The sequence below is a fragment of the Aneurinibacillus thermoaerophilus genome (assembly GCF_019603355.1).
Classification (GTDB): Bacteria; Bacillota; Bacilli; order Aneurinibacillales; family Aneurinibacillaceae; genus Aneurinibacillus; species Aneurinibacillus thermoaerophilus.
Genome location: NZ_CP080764.1, coordinates 2,973,659 through 2,992,918, shown reverse-complemented (window position 1 = coordinate 2,992,918; position 19,260 = coordinate 2,973,659). Strand labels below are relative to the sequence as shown.

The 19,260-nt window shown below is 46.0% G+C and carries 20 protein-coding genes, 1 riboswitch and 1 other annotated feature; of the genes, 14 read left to right on the top strand and 6 right to left on the bottom strand.

The genetic code is table 11. From position 1 onward, the window contains the following. Nucleotides 1–87: 87 nt before the first annotated feature. The 3 genes from K3F53_RS15440 to K3F53_RS15430 form a co-directional block, all read right to left on the bottom strand. Nucleotides 88–339: a hypothetical protein gene (locus K3F53_RS15440; RefSeq protein ID WP_057897763.1), complete on the bottom strand. Its 252-nt coding sequence runs from the start codon at nt 337–339 to the stop codon at nt 88–90. An 18-nt stretch (nt 340–357) separates the two neighbouring features. Beyond that, entirely contained in the window at nt 358–543 is a 186-nt protein-coding gene (locus K3F53_RS15435; protein ID WP_139184964.1) for a hypothetical protein, read from the bottom strand. A gap of 176 nt (nt 544–719) precedes the next feature. Beyond that, nucleotides 720–1,715, bottom strand: coding sequence for an NAD(P)/FAD-dependent oxidoreductase (locus K3F53_RS15430; RefSeq protein ID WP_057897765.1), 996 nt, complete (start codon nt 1,713–1,715; stop codon nt 720–722). A gap of 343 nt (nt 1,716–2,058) precedes the next feature. Here K3F53_RS15430 and K3F53_RS15425 point away from each other — a divergent pair, with 343 nt between their 5' ends. The 4 genes from K3F53_RS15425 to K3F53_RS15410 all read left to right on the top strand — a co-directional run bounded on the left by K3F53_RS15425 (nt 2,059) and on the right by K3F53_RS15410 (nt 4,155). Continuing rightward, nucleotides 2,059–3,249 carry an NAD(P)/FAD-dependent oxidoreductase gene (locus K3F53_RS15425; RefSeq protein WP_057900231.1) on the top strand — a complete coding sequence of 397 codons (1,191 nt, stop codon included), beginning with the start codon at nt 2,059–2,061 and terminating at the stop codon, nt 3,247–3,249. 13 nt (nt 3,250–3,262) lie between these two features. Further along, nucleotides 3,263–3,517 carry a hypothetical protein gene (locus K3F53_RS15420; protein ID WP_057897766.1) on the top strand — a complete coding sequence of 85 codons (255 nt, stop codon included), beginning with the start codon at nt 3,263–3,265 and terminating at the stop codon, nt 3,515–3,517. Nucleotides 3,518–3,634: 117 nt separating this feature from the next. Next, a complete protein-coding gene (locus tag K3F53_RS15415; protein ID WP_162264996.1) occupies nt 3,635–3,793 on the top strand; it encodes a YuiA family protein in 159 nt (52 codons plus the stop codon). A 92-nt stretch (nt 3,794–3,885) separates the two neighbouring features. After that, entirely contained in the window at nt 3,886–4,155 is a 270-nt protein-coding gene (locus tag K3F53_RS15410) for a YuiB family protein (protein ID WP_057897767.1), read from the top strand. A 202-nt stretch (nt 4,156–4,357) separates the two neighbouring features. On the opposite strand, the gene K3F53_RS15405 is transcribed toward K3F53_RS15410, so the two are convergent. Continuing rightward, nucleotides 4,358–4,696 carry a hypothetical protein gene (locus tag K3F53_RS15405; RefSeq protein WP_057897768.1) on the bottom strand — a complete coding sequence of 113 codons (339 nt, stop codon included), beginning with the start codon at nt 4,694–4,696 and terminating at the stop codon, nt 4,358–4,360. A 377-nt stretch (nt 4,697–5,073) separates the two neighbouring features. Here K3F53_RS15405 and K3F53_RS15400 point away from each other — a divergent pair, with 377 nt between their 5' ends. Continuing rightward, nucleotides 5,074–5,733, top strand: coding sequence for a 3D domain-containing protein (locus tag K3F53_RS15400; protein ID WP_091260728.1), 660 nt, complete (start codon nt 5,074–5,076; stop codon nt 5,731–5,733). Between the two features lie 86 nt (nt 5,734–5,819). On the opposite strand, the gene K3F53_RS15395 is transcribed toward K3F53_RS15400, so the two are convergent. Next, nucleotides 5,820–6,302, bottom strand: a complete 483-nt coding sequence (locus K3F53_RS15395) for a divergent PAP2 family protein (protein ID WP_057897769.1) — start codon at nt 6,300–6,302, stop codon at nt 5,820–5,822. Nucleotides 6,303–6,454: 152 nt separating this feature from the next. Between K3F53_RS15395 and K3F53_RS15390 the strand changes: the two genes are divergently transcribed. The 8 genes from K3F53_RS15390 to leuB all read left to right on the top strand — a co-directional run bounded on the left by K3F53_RS15390 (nt 6,455) and on the right by leuB (nt 16,808). After that, entirely contained in the window at nt 6,455–7,963 is a 1,509-nt protein-coding gene (locus K3F53_RS15390) for a leucyl aminopeptidase (RefSeq protein ID WP_057897770.1), read from the top strand. A gap of 131 nt (nt 7,964–8,094) precedes the next feature. Next, a riboswitch (purine riboswitch) is annotated at nt 8,095–8,196 on the top strand. A gap of 127 nt (nt 8,197–8,323) precedes the next feature. After that, complete coding sequence (locus tag K3F53_RS15385; RefSeq protein WP_057897771.1) at nt 8,324–8,917, top strand: xanthine phosphoribosyltransferase; 594 nt, start codon at nt 8,324–8,326, stop codon at nt 8,915–8,917. Between the two features lie 58 nt (nt 8,918–8,975). After that, nucleotides 8,976–10,301 carry a nucleobase:cation symporter-2 family protein gene (locus K3F53_RS15380; protein ID WP_082705877.1) on the top strand — a complete coding sequence of 442 codons (1,326 nt, stop codon included), beginning with the start codon at nt 8,976–8,978 and terminating at the stop codon, nt 10,299–10,301. A gap of 127 nt (nt 10,302–10,428) precedes the next feature. Further along, nucleotides 10,429–10,680 (top strand) — a binding site (T-box leader). Nucleotides 10,681–10,851: 171 nt separating this feature from the next. Further along, nucleotides 10,852–12,579 carry a biosynthetic-type acetolactate synthase large subunit gene (gene ilvB, locus K3F53_RS15375; RefSeq protein ID WP_408863348.1) on the top strand — a complete coding sequence of 576 codons (1,728 nt, stop codon included), beginning with the start codon at nt 10,852–10,854 and terminating at the stop codon, nt 12,577–12,579. A gap of 1 nt (nt 12,580) precedes the next feature. Next, nucleotides 12,581–13,078 (top strand): acetolactate synthase small subunit, encoded by a 498-nt coding sequence (ilvN, locus tag K3F53_RS15370; RefSeq protein WP_057897773.1) that lies wholly within the window; start codon nt 12,581–12,583, stop codon nt 13,076–13,078. A 61-nt stretch (nt 13,079–13,139) separates the two neighbouring features. Then, nucleotides 13,140–14,129, top strand: a complete 990-nt coding sequence (gene ilvC, locus K3F53_RS15365) for a ketol-acid reductoisomerase (RefSeq protein ID WP_057897774.1) — start codon at nt 13,140–13,142, stop codon at nt 14,127–14,129. Nucleotides 14,130–14,162: 33 nt separating this feature from the next. Beyond that, nucleotides 14,163–15,695: a 2-isopropylmalate synthase gene (locus K3F53_RS15360; RefSeq protein WP_057897775.1), complete on the top strand. Its 1,533-nt coding sequence runs from the start codon at nt 14,163–14,165 to the stop codon at nt 15,693–15,695. Nucleotides 15,696–15,713: 18 nt separating this feature from the next. Continuing rightward, nucleotides 15,714–16,808: a 3-isopropylmalate dehydrogenase gene (gene leuB / locus K3F53_RS15355; RefSeq protein ID WP_057897776.1), complete on the top strand. Its 1,095-nt coding sequence runs from the start codon at nt 15,714–15,716 to the stop codon at nt 16,806–16,808. A gap of 166 nt (nt 16,809–16,974) precedes the next feature. Here the strand turns inward: leuB and K3F53_RS15350 are convergent, their stop codons facing one another. Beyond that, nucleotides 16,975–17,349 (bottom strand): hypothetical protein, encoded by a 375-nt coding sequence (locus K3F53_RS15350; RefSeq protein ID WP_057897777.1) that lies wholly within the window; start codon nt 17,347–17,349, stop codon nt 16,975–16,977. A 122-nt stretch (nt 17,350–17,471) separates the two neighbouring features. Here K3F53_RS15350 and K3F53_RS15345 point away from each other — a divergent pair, with 122 nt between their 5' ends. Beyond that, nucleotides 17,472–19,241, top strand: coding sequence for a B12-binding domain-containing radical SAM protein (locus K3F53_RS15345; RefSeq protein ID WP_091260951.1), 1,770 nt, complete (start codon nt 17,472–17,474; stop codon nt 19,239–19,241). Nucleotides 19,242–19,260: the final 19 nt, after the last annotated feature.

Below are 19,260 nucleotides of genomic sequence, written 5' to 3'. Positions count from 1 at the left end.
TATGCTTTACGACCGCAGCTCTTGGATACAAAATTAACGGAAGTGTAAAGAAAAGGTGAGATTGTCAACGTACTGAGGCCAGAAGTGTCAGAGGGGTGCAATTTCCTTGATCGCTTTTGTGGTTTGTAAGCCGCAATGCGAACAGCTAAAAATATGCATACATTCTTCCGCCATTTGATCCAGGTAGCCGTTCGTCATCGCCACATCTCCCCACTCTTGGTAAGGGCTGTATGGGCCGTAGAACGATTCAAGCTTACCCGCGTCCTCCATTTGATGGTCACAGGAAGGACAGGAATATTGCGGGTGTTCCATTCCGTTGCAAATTGGACACATAGACATGGAGGCTTCCTCCTTTTGCTAGTTTCTGCGGTTGAGCAAGTGACCGTAAATAGCGTAACTGGCTAAGACGCCAAATGAAAGGATGGCGGCGATGAACCCGGCTATGGGGTCGTTGCTTCCGTAATACAGCATAAAAGGAATTCCGATGGTAACAGCGATAAGCAGCAACATATAAACCGTATAAATGGCACTGCGCGTCATCATGCTCACATCCCTTTTTTGATTAAGTTTTACGGGTGTGTGGCTATCTATGCATAGAAAAAGGAGTCAATAAGACGAAAAACTCGCGAAGTGTGTGCCAAAGATTTCCTTTTTCTGTGTGGGAAAAGGATAAGCGGCAACGCCTGCGAGTTTTTCTCATGGTCATGATGAATGATACATTACATTTTCATGCTGGAACTGTGCATCGGCTGTACTTTCGCGTCCGGATCCATGTATGATTTTGCGTTGTTTACCGCGGTTGGTGCTTCGCCGAAGCCCACGGCAATCAGTTTAATTTTACCTGGGTATGTTGTAACATCCCCTGCCGCATAAATGCCGGGAATATTTGTTTCCATTTTAGAGTTAACGACGATGGAGCCTCTGTCCAATTCCAGTCCCCAATTTTTAATTGGGCCGAGCGAAGAGATGAAACCGAAATTCACGATAACAGCGTCCACTTCTTCCGTAATCAGCTCTTCTGTTTGGTTATTACGGAGCACAACTTTTTCGATCTTGTCTTCGCCTTCGAGCGCGTACGGCTCATAAGGGGTCATGACATTCACTTTCGATTTCATTAGATTTTCCACGCTGTGTTCGTGGGCGCGGAACTTATCACGGCGGTGGACAATCGTTACTTTTTTGGCGATTGGCTCAAGCATGAGCGCCCAGTCTACGGCGGAGTCTCCACCGCCGAACACAATTACGTTTTGCCCGGCGAATTTATTTAAATCGTCGACAAAGTAATGAAGGTTCGCTTTTTCAAATTTATCTGCGTTTGGAAGTTCTAATTTGCGCGGTTCGAACGCGCCGACGCCTGCGGTAATAATTACGGTGCGCGAATAGTGAAGACCTTTTTCAGTCGTAATTTCAAAGATGTTTTCTTTCTTCTCTACATTGATTACTTTTTCTTCAAGGCAAACTTCTGTTTCGAAATGTGCTACCTGCTCTTTCAAGCGATCAATTAATTCCTGAGCCCGGATTTTAGGGAAGCCGGCTACGTCATAGATGAATTTTTCGGGATATAGAGCGGAAAGTTGCCCGCCTAACTGAGGCATGCTTTCGATGATTTTGCAGCTGCACTGCCGCATGCCTGCATAAAAAGCCGTAAACAAGCCTGCTGGCCCCCCGCCAACCACTGTAATATCGTATACCTTTTCATCCCTTGTGAGACCCATTTTCTACACCTCCGGAAATTTTAGAAGCCATATAAATTCTTCTCTATTATAACGGCGACAGAAAATAATGAAAAGAAAAAGAATGCTGACGCAAAGTGAAAAATACGAATAATTTATGGTTGATTAAGTGTAAATATTCGTTTTAAAATGAAAAACGTAAGCAAGCACCTATTGTGCATATTTTCACTTGAAAAAAGGTAAAAACCGATTTATGATAAAAATGTGAATAAAATTAAGATGGCGAATGACACGCATGTGCCCTTTTTTATAGGGCAATATAGTGAAAAAAAGCACAATGTTTTATGGAGTATAACTACTAATAAGGAAAGTGGAAGTGAAAAAAATGAGCACACCAAAAATTTTAATTCTGGGCGCAGGATATGGCGGGTTAATGACGGCCGTTCGTCTGCAAAAGCAAATGAATTACAACGAAGCTGACGTTTTGCTGGTGAATAAGCATGACTATCACTATTTTACCACATGGCTTCATGAGCCGGCAGCCGGAACGAAAGATCCGGATCAATGCCGCATAGGCATCGAAGATTTGCTTGATACTCGTAAAGTTCGATTCAAAAAAGGCACCGTGACTGAGATTAAAAAGGACGAAAAGAAAGTTCTGCTCGAGTCCGGGGAAGAACTGGCTTATGATTATCTCGTTATTGGCTTAGGAAGCGAACCGGAAACGTTTGGCATCCAAGGGTTAAAAGAGCACGCGTTCAGCATTCGCAGCATTAATAGCGTGCGCCAGATTCGCGAACATATTGAATATTGTTTTGCGAAATACAAAATGGAAAAACGTCCAGAATTGCTGACATTCATCGTCGGCGGTGCGGGTTTTACAGGCATTGAGTTCGTTGGTGAATTGTCCGACCGCGTCCCTGAACTGTGCAAAGAATTCGACGTAGATCCGTCGCTTGTTAAAATTTACAACATTGAAGCGGCACCGACTGTGCTTCCAGGTTTTGATCCTGAACTGGTAAATTATGCGATGGAAGTGCTGTCTCGTAAAGGTGTTACATTCAAAATCAATACACCGATTAAAGAATGTACTCCGGAAGGTGTTGTGCTTGCTGACGGAGAAGAGATTAAGTCAAGTACGGTTGTATGGACAGGTGGTGTACGCGGTAATTCCATCATTGAAAAAGCAGGGTTCGAAACGATGCGTGGCCGCGTAAAAGTCGATCCGTATCTCCGTGCGCCGGGACATGACGAAGTATTCATCGTGGGAGACGGAGCTTTAATTATTAACGAAGAAACGAACCGTCCGTATCCACCGACTGCACAAATCGCGATTCAGCAAGGGGAGAACTTGGCACAAAACCTGCTGGCCCTTGTACGCGGTGGTCAAATGAAACCATTCGTGCCGCATATTAAAGGTACAGTTGCTTCCCTTGGTAAAGGCGAAGCTATCGGACTTGTAGGGGATAAGAAATTGTATGGCAGCACAGCTGCGCTAATGAAGAAAATTATTGACAACCGCTCTCTCTACATTCTGGGTGGATTATCGCTTGTGCTAAAGAAAGTGAAACTGTAAGAGGTGTGCGACCGTGAGACACGCAAGCGTGCAGGTGCGCGCGTTGCTGACGGAAGAAGAACGTTTGCGCTATGAAAAATTATTCGAAGTGGGCAAATACCTTGAATCGCAAAATCGGCACGACTTAGCTTACACGATTCAGCGCGAGCTGGAAATTCTGATTGAGCCCGCTATTGAGCGGCTTCAGGAAAAAGGACGTCAGCGCGGTAACCGAGAATATCTCGATCCGATTGTGACGCGTGCCAAAAATGATGAAGAACAGCTGTAGGATGAGAACTGGGAAGCCTTCGTTATGAAGGCTTTTTTTCTTTACAGAAGAGAAGAGTTTGGTTATAATATTCCGAAAATATAGATATTTAGAAAATATGTGTTTGGAGGAATATGCATGAGCAAAAAAGTATGCCAGGAGCATTGTATATATTGTGAAGGAGTCGGATACTTTCAATTGGCTACAGGCGGTACAATTGATTGTCCAGCATGTGGCGGAGGGAAATGGAGAGAAACAAGAGAACCTCAGGCCAGAGTGGCAACAAAGACAAAATAAAATCAGATGTAATGAAGCGTGACAGAAGATTGACCCTCCTTGTCCGAATCAAGTACACTTAAATCCAGGAACAAGGATAGGGGTGAGATTGGATGAATATTGCACAATTTATTATTGGGATACCACTTTTTATCGTATTGCTTTTTGGAATAGGGTTTATTTTAAACATGCTGATAAAGACTACATGGATGCCAGCATTTCTTTATTCGGGCATTGCAATCGGCGTGCTGGTGTATTTGATTATGAATGATCGCACCCCGCATATGGTAGACTATGTGATGTTGACTTCTGGACTAGTAGGTGCTATTGCCAGCGGCTGGACGATTAAAACGCTGCGGATGAAAGGATACCGCATGTTCTGAGAGAAAGGGAAACTCTTTCTCCCCCCTGTAGCTTTGACTCCTTCATAGAAGTTCTGTTTCCCTGGTACTCGTTTGTACTTCTAACCCGCAGGCTTCTGGCTGTTCCGAAAGGTGCGGACGCGCCGTGGAGCTGGAACGCATGAAGGGTCTAGGGAAAAAGCGAGTGCCGCGTTCGCACTCGCTTTTTCTTAATGCATCATTTTTATAACCTTGTATTGATTAAAGTACCGTATTCATCTACAATACCTAAATTATAGGCTTTCTCAATAAAGGATAATTTTTCGCTTTCGAATTGGGGATTCCCGTTATAACGACTATTAATAAGACTATCTTCTCGCTGTTTATTAAGGATTGTACGAGCATATTTTTCGTTAACGACTTCATTCTTTCGTAGACGCTCCATAAACTCAGGGAATCCCATAGATGTTTTGGACTGAGTGTTAGGCTGAATGCCGTTTATTTGGTTCTGGAAGCGAGAAACAAGTGTTAACTTCGTATAGGCAGCAAATGCTGCTCGATTTTCTCCAATACTAATAGACATGGATTCCTCCTTCTTCTTTTTATTTTCCTCTATTTTTTTGATTAAAGTATTGGTTAATTCTTTAATTATTTTTTCATCCAGTCACTGATTTCGTCTTTATTAGAGTTATTTAACTCCTTTCTTTTGTTTATTGTAAAATATATACATGTTATATATCGGTATTTGTTAAAAAAATTTACATACCTATTTAGACATTTTTATAGGCTTGAAGATGTTAAGAAGTAAAAAGGACCGGGCGCATGCCCGGTTTTTCTTATGTGAAGAACGAAGGTTTTCCCGAATTTTAGCAGGAAAATTCAAGCTCTGTTTGTTCTTGTCTGGATGTATAAGTCGGGGATGGTCGGGAGATGATGAGTAGAAGAGGAGGCTAGTAATTCATGGATATTATCGTTAAAAGCGTGAAAGGCTCTCTAACCTACCTTTTCATCGCGCTTGTTTGTATCATTCTCGGCCTGTACATTTTGCTGGGAGAAACAGAGCCGAAACCTGTTGTTCCGGCCGTGGAAGGAACAAAGGCGCATCAAGAAGCAGCACCGCTGAAGCAAAACACATCCTTGGAGAAACGCGCAGAGAAGCCGCAGGAAGTTGAACGTTTTCCGTTCGTGCATCGGGGGGAAACGGTCGAAACGCTGGCTATGCTTTCAAAGTACCCGAAGGTTAATGTAGTAGCAACCGGATATTCTCCCGGCCCTGAATCGACCGGTAAGGATGTTGGCCATCCTGCGTATGGGATTACATATTCCGGCGTAAAAGCACGGCGCGACATATTCTCAACGATTGCTGCTGATTTAAACGTATTTCCGCTCGGAACGATCCTTTATATACCGGGCTATGGCTACGGTGTAGTTGCGGATATTGGCTCCGCCATTAAAGGAAACAAAATTGATCTGTATTTTGACAGCAAAGAAGATGTATATAAAAAGTGGGGGAAAAAGCAACTGGACGTATATGTAATCGAGCGTGGAAACGGCAAAGTGGATGAGGAAGTGTTTGCGAGGCTCAATCAAATGAGCAAAAATGAAGCGAAAAAACAATGAGAAAAACATCTTTACCTATACCATAAAAAGGACAGGCCAAGCGCGGCCTGTCTTTCGTGTTATACATGGTCTTAGAAGGCCGCGCTTCACAAGTCAAGCAAGTAATACAAAAGGGTAGATTGCACAATACCGAGCCAGCCTCCTACCAGCACTTCGCTTGGTTGATGACCCAGCAGCTCTTTTAATTTTTTTGCGCGTTCGCGGCGGGGCTTCACACGCATGGTTTTTAGTTCCTCGATCAACTGATTGAAATCCTCGACCAGAATATTGAGAACGGCGGCATGGGTGCCTGCGTGTCGGCGCACGCCAGCTGCATCGAACATGATAATGATGGAAAAAATAACAGAAATCGCAAATAATGTAGAGCCGAACCCTTCGATTAATCCTACGGCGGTTGTGAGCGCGGTGACGGCCGCCGAATGGGAACTGGGCATTCCCCCTGTGCTAAACAATAGTTTCCAATCCCATTTGCGGATAGCAAAGTAGGTAATCGGCACTTTGATTCCCTGCGCGATGCCAATGGCAAGCAGGGCGGACCAAAGCGGAAAATTGGATAATAAATCGGACATTGGCTTCTTCCTTTCCTCAAAGCTCTTTTATTATTTTATAACGAATAGAGGAATAAATCATTTGCTATGGAGAAAAATTCTTCAGGTGACTTTGTTCGTTCGTTTTCTTTTGCTACATTTATTGATAAAATTTTCATTGGAGGTGCAAAGCGATGAAAATAGAAGTGAAAAGTGGAAAGTTGCAAGATTTTTCTGCTCAATGTGCTATCGTCGGGATTTTTGAAGGTCAAACCGTGCTACCTGTCTCTTTAAAAGAAGCTGATGAAAAAATGGGAGGAGCGCTGTCTGCATTGTTTGTGGACGGGGAAATCAACGGCAAGCAAAAAAGCGTACAGTTCATACATACGTTTGGAAAGCTGGGCATACGCCGCATTATGACCATCGGTCTTGGAAAGAAAGACGAATTGACGTTTGAAGATTTGCGTGAAGTTGCGGCGCGCGCCGTAAAGGAGGCGCTGAAAGCACAAGTAACCAGGATTGTATTTGTGCTGGATGGTGAGGCACAGATGCTTGGCGCATATGACGCGACACATGCGATTGTGGAGGGAGCACTACTTGCCAATTACCGTTTTCCTGGCTATCACAAAGAAGCGGAAGACAGGCCCTCCCTTGAAGAAATGACTGTGCTGTGCCCGGAAGAGAACATTGACGATGCTAAGGAAGGGGCGTATATTGCCGAAGCGCTGGCACGCGGCACGAACCTGGCGCGCGATCTTGTGAATATGCCCGGCAATTATTTGACGCCCACTGTGCTTGCGGAAAAAGCAAAAGAAATCGCTGAGCGCCATGGTATGGAAGTGGAAATCCTCGATAAAGCCGACATGGAGGTATATGGCATGGGCGGGTTGCTGGGCGTAAGCCAAGGTTCGGTTGAACCGCCGAAGTTAATTGCCATTAAGTATCGCGGAACGGAAAAGTGGGAGAATGTGCTGGGACTTGTCGGCAAAGGAATCACGTTCGATTCCGGCGGTATTTCCTTGAAGCCGGGACAAGGCATGGAAGAAATGAAAGGTGACATGGGGGGAGCGGCTTCTGTGCTTGGTGCAATGGAAGCCATTGGTACGCTAAAACCAGCCATCAATATCGCTGCTGTGATTCCGACGACAGAGAACATGCCCAGCGGTTCCGCGTTAAAGCCAGGTGATGTTATTACGACAATGAGCGGTAAAACGGTGGAAATTCTCAACACGGATGCGGAAGGTCGGCTCATTCTTGCCGATGGTATGAGCTATGCACGAAAAATGGGTGCGGATTATTTGATTGATCTTGCTACACTAACGGGAGCGGCTCTTATTGCGCTTGGCACGTGTACGACGGCCGCACTGACGAATGACGAAGCGTTGATGGAAGAAGTAATGGAAGCGGCTGGCGAAGCTGGTGAACGGCTCTGGAGACTTCCTGGCTATAAGCCGTACAAAGAACAAATCAAAAGCGAGATTGCTGATTTGAAGAATACGGGTGGACGCAATGCTGGTACGATCACGGCAGGGCTGTTTGTTGGTGAATTTGCGGAAGATACGCCATGGGTGCACCTTGATATTGCGGGTACTGCATGGGCGGATAAGGCAAGCGACTTGTCCCCTGCGGGCGGCACAGGAGCTATGGTGCGCACACTGGCGATCCTGGCGCTGCGCCGCGCGGAATCTGCAAAATCGCAGTAAGTTCTGATTTTTGCGGTAAAATAAGAAAAGAAAGCGAATGATTCAATAAATATCTAAAAAAAAGTTCGGATTTTTTGTAAATCCGGACTTTATTTTTTCATGCGGATTATGTATAATGACTCCGTCAGCAAAAAACGAACATTAACGACGCTCGTATAATCGCGGGAATATGGCTCGCAAGTCTCTACCAGATTGCCGTAAACAATCTGACTACGGGTGAAAGCATGACTGATCTTATGAGATGGATTGTGGTCTGATCAGGTGATCAGGCAATTTTAGGATCCGGAGGTCTGTTTTCGCTCCCTGCGAGCGAAAACAGACCTCCGATTTTTTTTACGCATGACGCAAGGGAGGATACACATGGAGTTGCTCAAAGAGAAAATCCGTCAAGAGGGACATGTACTGAACGACAAAGTGCTTAAGGTTGATTCATTTTTGAACCACCAGATTGACCCGGAGCTTATGATGGCAATCGGGGAAGAATTCGCCCGTCGGTTCGCGGATACAGGGGTGACCAAGGTTCTTACTATCGAATCTTCAGGGATTGCGGCCGCGCTGACCGCAGCGTTGAAGCTGAATGTGAAGGTGGTATTCGCTCGCAAGAAAAAGTCGGCGTTAATGAATGAAGAAGCGTATGTGACGCAAGTTCATTCTTTTACGAAGAACGAAACAAACGAGGTAACCGTGCTGAAAAAGTTTCTTGGAGCAGGTGAAAAAATTCTAATCATCGACGATTTTCTTGCAAACGGGGAGGCGGCCATGGGACTTGCCCGCATCGTAGAACAGGCTGGCAGCGAAGTTGTAGGGATCGGCATTGTGATTGAGAAAGCGTTCCAGGACGGCGGAAAGCGTCTGCGTGAGAGCGGATTCCGTGTCGAATCGCTGGCCCGTATCGCCACGTTTGCAGGCGGGGAAGTGCAGTTTGCTGAGGAATGCGTAAAGCATCAAAGCTGAGGAACGGTTCAAGTGTTTAAAGGTTTTTTCATACTTGCGATTTTTAGGAGGAATTCTCTTGGAGAAAAAGTTAGGGCTTTGGGAGATAGGAACGCTTGGTTTTCAGCATGTACTAGCCATGTATGCAGGAGCGGTTGTCGTTCCGCTAATTGTCGGACCGGCGATTGGTATGACGCCCGAACAAATCGCATATCTTATTTCTATTGATTTGTTTGCTTGTGGGATTGCTTCTCTGTTCCAGGTTGTTGGCGGAAAATATTTTGGAATTAAGCTTCCTATTATGATGGGGTGTGCTTTTCAGGCAGTAGGACCGATGATCGCTATCGGTAAATTGCAGGGAATTACGGCTATATACGGGGCCATTATCGCCGCTGGCGTAATCGTTATGATTCTGGCTCAGTTTATGGATAAAATCATCAAATTTTTTCCGCCTGTGGTAACGGGGTCTGTGGTGATTATCATTGGAGCATCGCTGATTGGGGCAGCTATGGGCAACATTGTCGGACAACCGAACACACCGGAGTTCGCCAGCTTAACCAACCTGTTTTTGGCGGGTATCACGCTTTTATCTATCGTGTTGATGAATCGCTTTTTCACAGGATATTTAAAGTCAATTTCCGTATTGCTTTCGTTAGTGATCGGTACGTCAGTCGCTTCGTTTATGGGTCTTGTAGATTTTTCAACCGTAAAAAAAGCCGACTGGTTCCACATGGTTGAACCTTTCCGTTTTGGTATGCCTACTTTCCATGTATCCGCTATTATCAGTATGGTTCTGGTAGGAATTGTGAGTATGATTGAATCGACGGGCGTTTTCTTTGCGCTTGCTGAAGTATGCGACAAGAAAATTGACGGGAATGACATTAAACGCGGGTTACGGGCAGAAGGAATCACTCAGGTTATCGGCGGTATCTTTCAAGCGTTTCCGTATACAACCTATTCACAAAACGTAGGACTGGTTGCTTTGACCGGAGTAAAAGCGAGAAGCGTAGTGATCGCTGCCTGCATCATTATTATGATTCTTGGTCTTCTACCGAAAGTAGCGGCGCTGACGACAGTGATTCCTAACCCTGTTCTTGGAGGAGCCATGATTCCGATGTTTGGGATGGTAATGGCTTCTGGCGTTCGTCAGTTGTCGCGCGTAAATTTCCAGCGGATCGAGAATATGTTTATTATTGCCACATCTGTAGGCCTTGGCCTGGGGGTATCTATTTCGCCAGCGATATTTTCCCAGCTTCCGGAAAGCGTGCGCTTGGTAATGGAAAGTGGGATTGTAACGGGAAGTCTTACCGCTATCGTGTTGAATATTATTTTAAACGGAATGGGCAGACAGGAGACGGAAGGTAAAATTCTAAAAGCCGAACATTCCATGGAATCAGCAGTTTAGTCGTTTAAAAAAGTTTATAAAGTTTCTTAAATTTTTGGCTTGACACATTTTTCATCCCTGTCTATAATTGCATGTAATATCATAAATGATTAATAGTTCTTCAGATTGAAAATTGAAAGAATAATGAAGAATAACGTTGACGGGGACACGTATATGGCCTCTTCTTCCTAGAGAGTCCGGGATGGTGGAAGCCGGATAAGAATGCTGTATATATCTCACCCCTGAGTTGCTATCCTGAACGAAGCGATTCCAGTAGGGATGGGCCGTGGAACACGCGTTACGTGTTAGAGTCGGCGGACGAACGCTGACTCGCCGAGGTTGCCGACCGTGAGGCGGCAATGAATTTTGGGTGGTACCGCGAAACTCTTTCGCCCCAGACTGACGCTCAAGGAGAGTCAGGGGGGTGAAAGGGTTTTCTTTTTTACTCTTTTTTCTGGTATGACGGGCGGAGGCATAAAGTTGTACTCTGTCCAGCATAAATTTTTAGATTATTTTAACAATGGAGAGAGAAAGTCTTAAAGGAGGAACTATCATGAGCACAGATACGGCGATGATTGAGAATCAAAAAGCTTCGTTGCCGCCTATCGAAATGGGAGAAGTAATGACGGGTTCCGATATGTTACTGCGCTGTCTTCTGTTGGAAGGTGTGAAGTATGTTTTTGGATACCCGGGCGGCGCTGTCCTTCCGATTTACGATTCGCTCTATTCGAGTCACCTGAAACATATTTTGACGCGCCATGAGCAGGGAGCTATTCACGCGGCTGATGGCTATGCGCGTGCAACCGGAAAGCCGGGTGTCGTCATCGCTACTTCCGGTCCGGGAGCTACCAATCTGGTAACGGGAATCGCCACCGCGTATATGGACTCGGTACCGCTCGTTTGCATTACGGGAAACGTTGCCCAGCATCTTATCGGCACAGACGCGTTTCAGGAGGCGAACATCACGGGCATTACACTTCCGATTACGAAGCATAACTACTTTGTTCGAGATGTCAAAGACTTGCCGCGCATTGTGAAAGAAGCGTTCCATATCGCGACTACTGGACGTCCGGGCCCTGTACTCATTGATATTCCAAAAGATGTAAGCAATGCGAAGGCTCCGTTCTATTATCCGGAAACGGTAAAGCTTCGCACCTATAATCCTACTGTTAAACCGAACAGTTTACAGATCGAGCGCATGCTCCATGCCATTTCTGAAGCGAAAAAACCGGTGATTCTGGCTGGCGGAGGTATCATTGCCGCTGGGGCGGAAAAAGAATTATTAGAATTCGCAGAAAAAGCTAATATTCCGGTTATTCCAACTTTTATGGGGCTGGCCGGCTTCCCAGGAACGCACCGTCTCTGTCCGGGCATGCCGGGGATGCACGGTTCTTACGCTTCCAATATGGCATTGCTTAACACGGATTTATTGATTAACCTAGGCGCGCGTTTCGATGATCGGATTACGATGGGACGGACGAAGGAATTCGCACCTAATGCCAAAATTGTTCACGTGGACATTGACCCGGCGGAAATCGGCAAAAACGTTGAAACGTATATCCCGATTGTTGGTGACGTGAAAAATGTGTTGCTTGCTGCTCTTCCGAAGGTAGAGCGGGCCGACAGCGATGCCTGGGTGGAACAGATTCATGCTTGGAACGCGCAACATCCGTACTCGTATAAACCAAGTCCGACAGGGATGTTGAAACCGCAACGAGCCATCGAAATTATGTACGAATCCACAGGCGGCGACGCGATTGTAACGACTGACGTTGGGCAGCATCAGATGTGGGTGGCTCAGTTTTTCAAGTTCAGCGGCCAGCGCTCGATTATCTCTTCTGGAGGACTTGGCACGATGGGATTCGGATTCCCGGCGGCCATCGGTGCGCAGTTCGCCCATCCGAATAAGACGGTTATTTCGGTAAGCGGCGACGGTGGCTTTCAGATGAACCAGCAAGAACTGGCGGTTGTTGCAAACCATAATTTGCCGATCAAAATTGTCATCATCAATAACAAATGCCTTGGCATGGTACGTCAATGGCAGGAGCTGTTCTATGAGCATCGTTACAGCCAGATTGATTTGAGCACGAGCGTTGATTTTGTGAAGTTGGCTGACGCGTACGGCATTAAAGGCTTGCGAGCGTCAACGGAAGAAGAAGCGGAGCGGGTGTGGCAGGAAGCCATGAATACAAAAGGGCCTGTTCTTGTGGAATTTGTGGTAGAGCCGGAAGAAAACGTCTATCCGATGGTAGCAGCCGGAAACACACTTGATCAAATGGTGCTGGGAGATGAAGAGTAACATGGAACAGAAACATACGATCTCAATTCTCGTAAACGACCAGCCGGGGGTTTTGACCCGGGTAGCCAGTTTAATGGGTCAGCGCGGCTTCAATATCGACAGCATTACGGTTGGCCAATCGGAAGAACCGGGCCTGTCACGCATGATTATCGTAACGCGCGGTGATGAAAAAACAATCGAACAGATTATGAAGCAATTTCATAAATTAATTGACGTCTTAAAAGTGCAGCATCTGAGTAGTGGCCCTATGGTAGCTCGCGAGCTTGCGCTGATTAAAGTGGGGACGACAGCGGCCACGCGTTCTGAGATTAATGGTATTATTGAGCCGTTTCGCGCAAATATTGTCGATGTGGGGGTATCGTCCCTTGTGATTGAGGTAACGGGTAGTTCTGAAAAGGTTGATGCGTTAATTGATCTGTTAACACCGTACGGAATTAAAGAGTTGTCCCGCACCGGAATTACTGCGATTAGCCGCGGAGCTATCTTGGCAAAAGCATAATGGATCGCTATCAATCTATTTATATATAAAAATATTACACATAATTTGGGAGGAAGATTCGATGATTAAGATGTATTATGAAAAAGACGCAAATCAAGAAATTTTGAAAGGCAAAACGATTGCCATTATCGGATATGGAAGCCAGGGACACGCGCAAGCGCAAAACCTGCGCGACAGCGGCATGAAAGTTATGATCGGTCTTCGCAAAGGCCGTTCTTGGGAACAAGCGGAGAACGATGGCTTTGAGGTTTACACTGTTGATGAAGCGGCTTCCCGCGCCGATTTGATTATGATTCTTCTGCCGGACGAAATGCAGGCAAAAGTATATAAAGAGCAAATTGAGCCAAATTTGAAAGAAGGTGCCGCACTCTTTTTCTCGCATGGCTTTAATATCCACTTCCAGCAAATCGTCGCTCCAGCCGGTGTGGATGTAGTAATGGTAGCTCCGAAGAGCCCGGGCCACATGGTTCGCCGGGTATACATGGAAGGATTCGGCGTTCCGGGACTTCTGGCAGTATATCAAGACGGTACAGGTAAAGCGAAAGAGCTTGGTCTTGCGTATGCGAGCGGTATCGGCTGCACGCGTGCCGGGGTTATAGAGACAACATTCCGTGAAGAGACAGAAACAGACCTGTTCGGCGAGCAAGCGGTGCTTTGTGGAGGTACAGCCGAACTTGTAAAAGCGGGATTTGAAACGCTCGTGGAAGCAGGATATGCCCCGGAAATCGCATACTTCGAGTGTTTGCATGAACTCAAACTTATCGTTGACCTTATGTACGAGGGTGGTCTGGAATACATGCGCTACTCAATCAGCGATACAGCTGAGTTCGGCGATTACAGCGTAGGTCAGCGCATTATTACGGAAGAAACGAAGAAAGAAATGAAGAAAGTATTGAAAGAAATTCAAAACGGTACGTTTGCGAAAAACTGGATTCTGGAGAACCAGTCTGGCCGCGCCGCATTCAGCGCACGTCGCCGCATTGAGAAAGAGCATCAAATCGAGCAGGTTGGCAAACAGCTGCGCGAAATGATGGCTTGGATTAAGAAATAAGCTCAATAAAAATTGTGGAGGTGGCCATAGGGCATGCGTACAATCGAAGTTTTTGATACCACCCTGCGGGACGGTGAACAGTCCCCAGGGGTCAACTTAAGCGCCGCAGAAAAACTGGAAATTGCTTTGCAACTGGAGCGCCTGGGGGTAAGCCGGATTGAGGCAGGGTTTGCCGCTGCCTCCCCAGGAGATTTACAGGCTATTCGTGAAATTGCCAAACGGGTGAAGAACTCGACGATTGTTAGCTTGTCCCGCGCGTCGGAGAAAGATATTGACAAAGCGTGGGAGGCATTGCGTGATGCCGAATCCGCATGCTTGCATACATTTATTGCTACGTCTCCGATTCATCGCAAGTATAAATTGAACATGACGAAGGAACAGATTGTTGAGCGTGCGGTGGCAGCGGTAAAGTATGGAAAGAAATATTTTGATATGGTTGAGTTTTCCTGCGAAGACGCTTCTCGTACCGAGATTCCATTCCTGATTGAAGTGGTGCAGGCGGTCGTGGATGCAGGTGCAACAATTATCAATCTTCCGGACACGGTAGGATACACGATGCCTGCGGAATATGCCAATATCTTTACCCAGATATTAAACAATGTACACGGTATTGAGAACGTGAAGTTAAGCTGTCACTGCCATGACGATCTTGGCATGGCGGTTGCCAATACACTGGCTGCCATCCAGGCCGGAGCCACCCAGGTGGAAGGCACGATTAACGGGATCGGTGAACGCGCGGGGAACGTTGCGTTGGAAGAGGTGGCGCTGGCGCTTGATACGCGCAAAGATTTCTATCAGGCGATCACAAATTTGAAACTGGAAGAAATCGCGCGCACAAGTAAACTGGTCAGCCGCTTAACCGGTATGATTGTACCGGGCAACAAAGCGGTAGTGGGGGCCAACGCGTTTGCGCATGAGTCTGGCATTCACCAGGACGGTGTATTGAAAGAAGTAACGACTTATGAAATTATCCGTCCGGAACGTGTCGGTGTCAAATCCAACCGTCTTGTGCTTGGTAAGCTGTCTGGCCGCCATGCTTTCAAAGATAAATTGCAGGAACTGGGTTATCATTTAACGCAAAAAGAGCTGGATGACGCATTTTTCCGCTTTAAAGAATTGTGCGATCGAAAGAAAGATATCAGTGATGAAGATATCATCGCGCTGGTAGATGCAAAAATTACCAATATTCCAGAAACATATATTCTTGAAAACATTCAACTTTCGTACGGCAACCATTCCGTTCCGACCGCTAGTGTGCGCGTACGTACCGCAGATGGGCGGGTACTTGAAGAAGCTGCGTGCGGCAACGGCTCCGTCGATTCCATTTATAAGGCGATTGATCGCGTAACGAATGAAGAAGTAGTATTAGAAGACTACAAGATTTTATCCATTACTCAAGGAAAAGATGCGCTTGGCGAAGTGTACGTACGCCTTTCCCAGGGGGATTGCACAGTACAGGGACGCGGTGTAAGCACAGATGTGCTGGAAGCGAGCGCCAAAGCGTATCTACGCGCGTTGAATAAATTGATTGTACGCCGCGGTGACGCCGTGGAAGTCGTAATGTAAGAGAGGAAGGAACGAAGCATGAGCCAAACGTTTACTATTACTGTGTTGCCTGGCGATGGGATCGGGCCGGAAGTTATCGAGCAAGCGATACATGTGTTAAAAGCTGTAGAAAAGCTGGAAGATGTTACGTTTACGTTTGAATACGCACGCTTGGGCGGTTGTGCTATTGATGAAGATGGCACGCCGTTGCCGGAGGAGACGCTGGAGAAAGCGCGCCGTTCTGACGCTGTATTGCTTGGCGCGGTAGGCGGTCCAAAATGGGATAACAACCCGGCGCATCTCCGGCCGGAAACAGGCCTGCTCGGTATTCGCAAGGCGCTTGGCCTGTACGCGAATCTGCGTCCGGCTTTCATGCTCGACTGCATGGTGGAAGTGTCGGCATTGAAAGAAGAAGTGGTCAGGGGCGTTGATTTGATGGTGATTCGTGAATTGACCGGCGGACTCTATTTCGGTGAGAAGAAGCGCTATAAAACGGAGAATGGAGAAGTAGCATCCGATGAATTGATCTACCACGAATATGAAATCGAACGGATTGTGCGCCGTGCGTTTGAAGTGGCGCGCTTGCGGGGTAAAAAGCTTACGTCTGTAGATAAAGCGAATGTACTGGAATCTTCCCGTCTGTGGCGCAAAGTGGTGGATCGGGTTGCGCACGATTATCCGGATGTTGAGTTGCGCCATCAGCTCGTCGATTCCTGCGCGATGGAACTGCTCCGCTGGCCGAAGCAGTTTGATACGATTGTGACGGAAAATATGTTCGGTGATATTTTGAGCGATGAAGCGTCCATGCTGACAGGCTCTATCGGCATGCTGCCATCCGCTTCGTTGGCGGACGGTAACTTCGGCTTGTATGAACCGGTGCACGGTTCGGCGCCTGATATCGCCGGAAAAGGAATAGCAAACCCGACTGCCACGATTCTCTCTGCGGCAATGATGCTTAAATATTCGTTTGGTATGGAGCGGGCGGCGAATGCAGTTGAGAAAGCCGTGCACAAGGTGCTGAATTCCGGCGTGCGCACGGCCGATATCGCTAAGAGTAAAGAAGAAGCCGTCAGCACGAAAGAAATGGCTGATAAAATTATCGCCGCTATGCACGAAGTATACGTGCAGGCTTAGAGGCATAAAAAAGCGAGAGGTTAGCGTTACAGCTAATACTCTCGCTTTTTTGCAGCTATCTTTATAAGCCATGTTTGATCAAAAATGATCATTTTTGTTAAGTCCTCCTTATGGTGATTATAGTCTTCCTAAAACTGATTAATCAACACGCCAAAAATAAGCAAGTTTATTCATCATGTAAAAACTCTTTAATGGGTGTTTTCCACTCGATTTCGGCATCCGGATAGCTTTCGGCGATAATCTCTGCGATCTCGAAAAAATCGTTCCGCGTCAAACCGTGCAGCCGCTCCGGCTGCCTGGACCAGATAGAAATCTTTGTTACCGTAAACTTATCTTCCGTATTTCCTAAATATTTTTCCCCTTCAAATAAAACTCCTTTATATGTTAACAAGAAGTTACGGCGTACGTTGTTCCTGTCATCCAGAAAAAATGTCCGCTTTTTTTCCAGCGCACTTTCCAGTTTGCGTTTTGGATTGAATATATATTGAAACCACCAGACAATGAACGCAATAATGGCTAGCAGCAACAATAATCGTAACATGCAAGTCCCTCTCTTCTTGCAAAAGTATCCATTCACTTTTTTATACGGATTGATTAGAAAAAGGATGCAAAAAAATGCTATACTATCACACAGAAATTTATGAATGATGAGGGAGCTTATTCATGAATGTGCTTATAACAACATTGAACGCGAAATATATCCATACCTCGTTGGCACTTCGCTATTTGAAGGCATTTTGTCAGAACGACTTTAAAGTGGAGCTCGTTGAATATACGATCAAAGACCCGGCAATGAACATCGTGTCTGATTTATTCCAGCGCCAGCCGGATGTAATTGGCTTTTCCTGTTATATCTGGAACATCGAAGAGACGATTAAAGTTATTTCTATGCTGAGAAAGATCATGCCAGATGTAAAAATTGTGCTTGGCGGACCGGAAGTATCGTATGATGTCGACTATTGGATGAATCGCTTACAGGAAGTTGATTTTATTGTTGTTGGCGAGGGGGAAGAAACGTTCCACCACCTGCTTTCAGAAATTCAGGGAGAGCAAAAATACCATTTCGTATATGGGCTTGCATACCGCAAAGGTCAGGAAGTTATTATCAACCCGCCGCGTCCAAAGCTCGATTTGAATCGGATTCCGTCTCCGTTTTATTTTGAAGAAGACATTCCGAATCTTAAAAACCGTGTCACGTATTTTGAAACAAGCCGGGGATGTCCGTTTTCTTGCCAATTTTGCCTGTCAAGCATTGAAGTAGGTGTGCGCTATTTTGATATTGAGCGGACAAAACGAGATTTGCTGCATTTAATTAAAAACGGCGCAAAGCTGATTAAATTTGTTGACCGGACGTTTAACATCAAGCGTGACTACGCGATGGAAATTTTTCAGTTTTTAATTGAAAATCATGGCGGCTGTGTATTCCAGTTTGAAATCACCGCCGATATCATGCGTCCGGAAGTGCTCGATTATTTGGCCGAACAGGCGCCGCCCGGTATCTTTCGCTTTGAAATCGGTGTTCAATCGACTAATGACGTAACGAATGAAATTGTAAAACGTCGGCAAAATTTCACCAAGTTAGCGCGTACCGTGACCAAGATTCGAGAAAGTGGCAAAATTGCTCAGCACCTTGATTTAATTGCAGGTTTGCCGGAAGAAGATTACCTGTCATTCCGTAAAACGTTCAATGATGTGTTTGCGTTGCGTCCGGAAGAATTGCAGCTTGGGTTTTTGAAGATGTTGCGCGGCACGGGAATGCGGTTAAATGCGGATAAGTATGAATACAAGTATATGGATCATGCGCCTTATGAAATTTTGGAGAACCGTATTCTGCCGTTTTCCGACATTGTCCGGATTAAACGGGTAGAAGATGTATTAGAAAAATATTGGAACGCGCACCGCATGGATCGCACGTTACTGTATCTTATTGAACGGGAGTTTGCTTCGCCGTTTGATTTCTTTCAAGAATTCGGTAATTTTTGGGAATCAAAAGGTTGGGCGCGTATTGGGCATCAGCTTGAGGATTTATTCACTCGTTTGCACATGTTTTTGCGTGAGCGCGGCACAGAAAAACTGCCGATAATCGAAGGTTTGATGAAGTACGATTTCTTTATGAATTATAAGTATAAACCACGTAAAACATGGTGGAAATACGAAGTCGGGAAATCGGAACATTCCCGCTTGATGAAGTTGCTCGCCCAGCGTCCAGAACTTGCCGGAGAAGCGTTTGTGGTGCGCGGGCTTGACGAGAAATTGCTTCATAAACATACGATGCTGGAGATTTTACCGTTCAATATGAACACATATTTGCAAACAGGTGAAATCAAAGAAGAGGAAACGTTGCTAATCGTTTATTACAATCCGGAAGAGCGCGAGCGCCCCGACACTTACTATGTTCCGATGCGAGAAGTAAACATGGGATCTGTTAAATAAATGACAGTATGAAAATCTC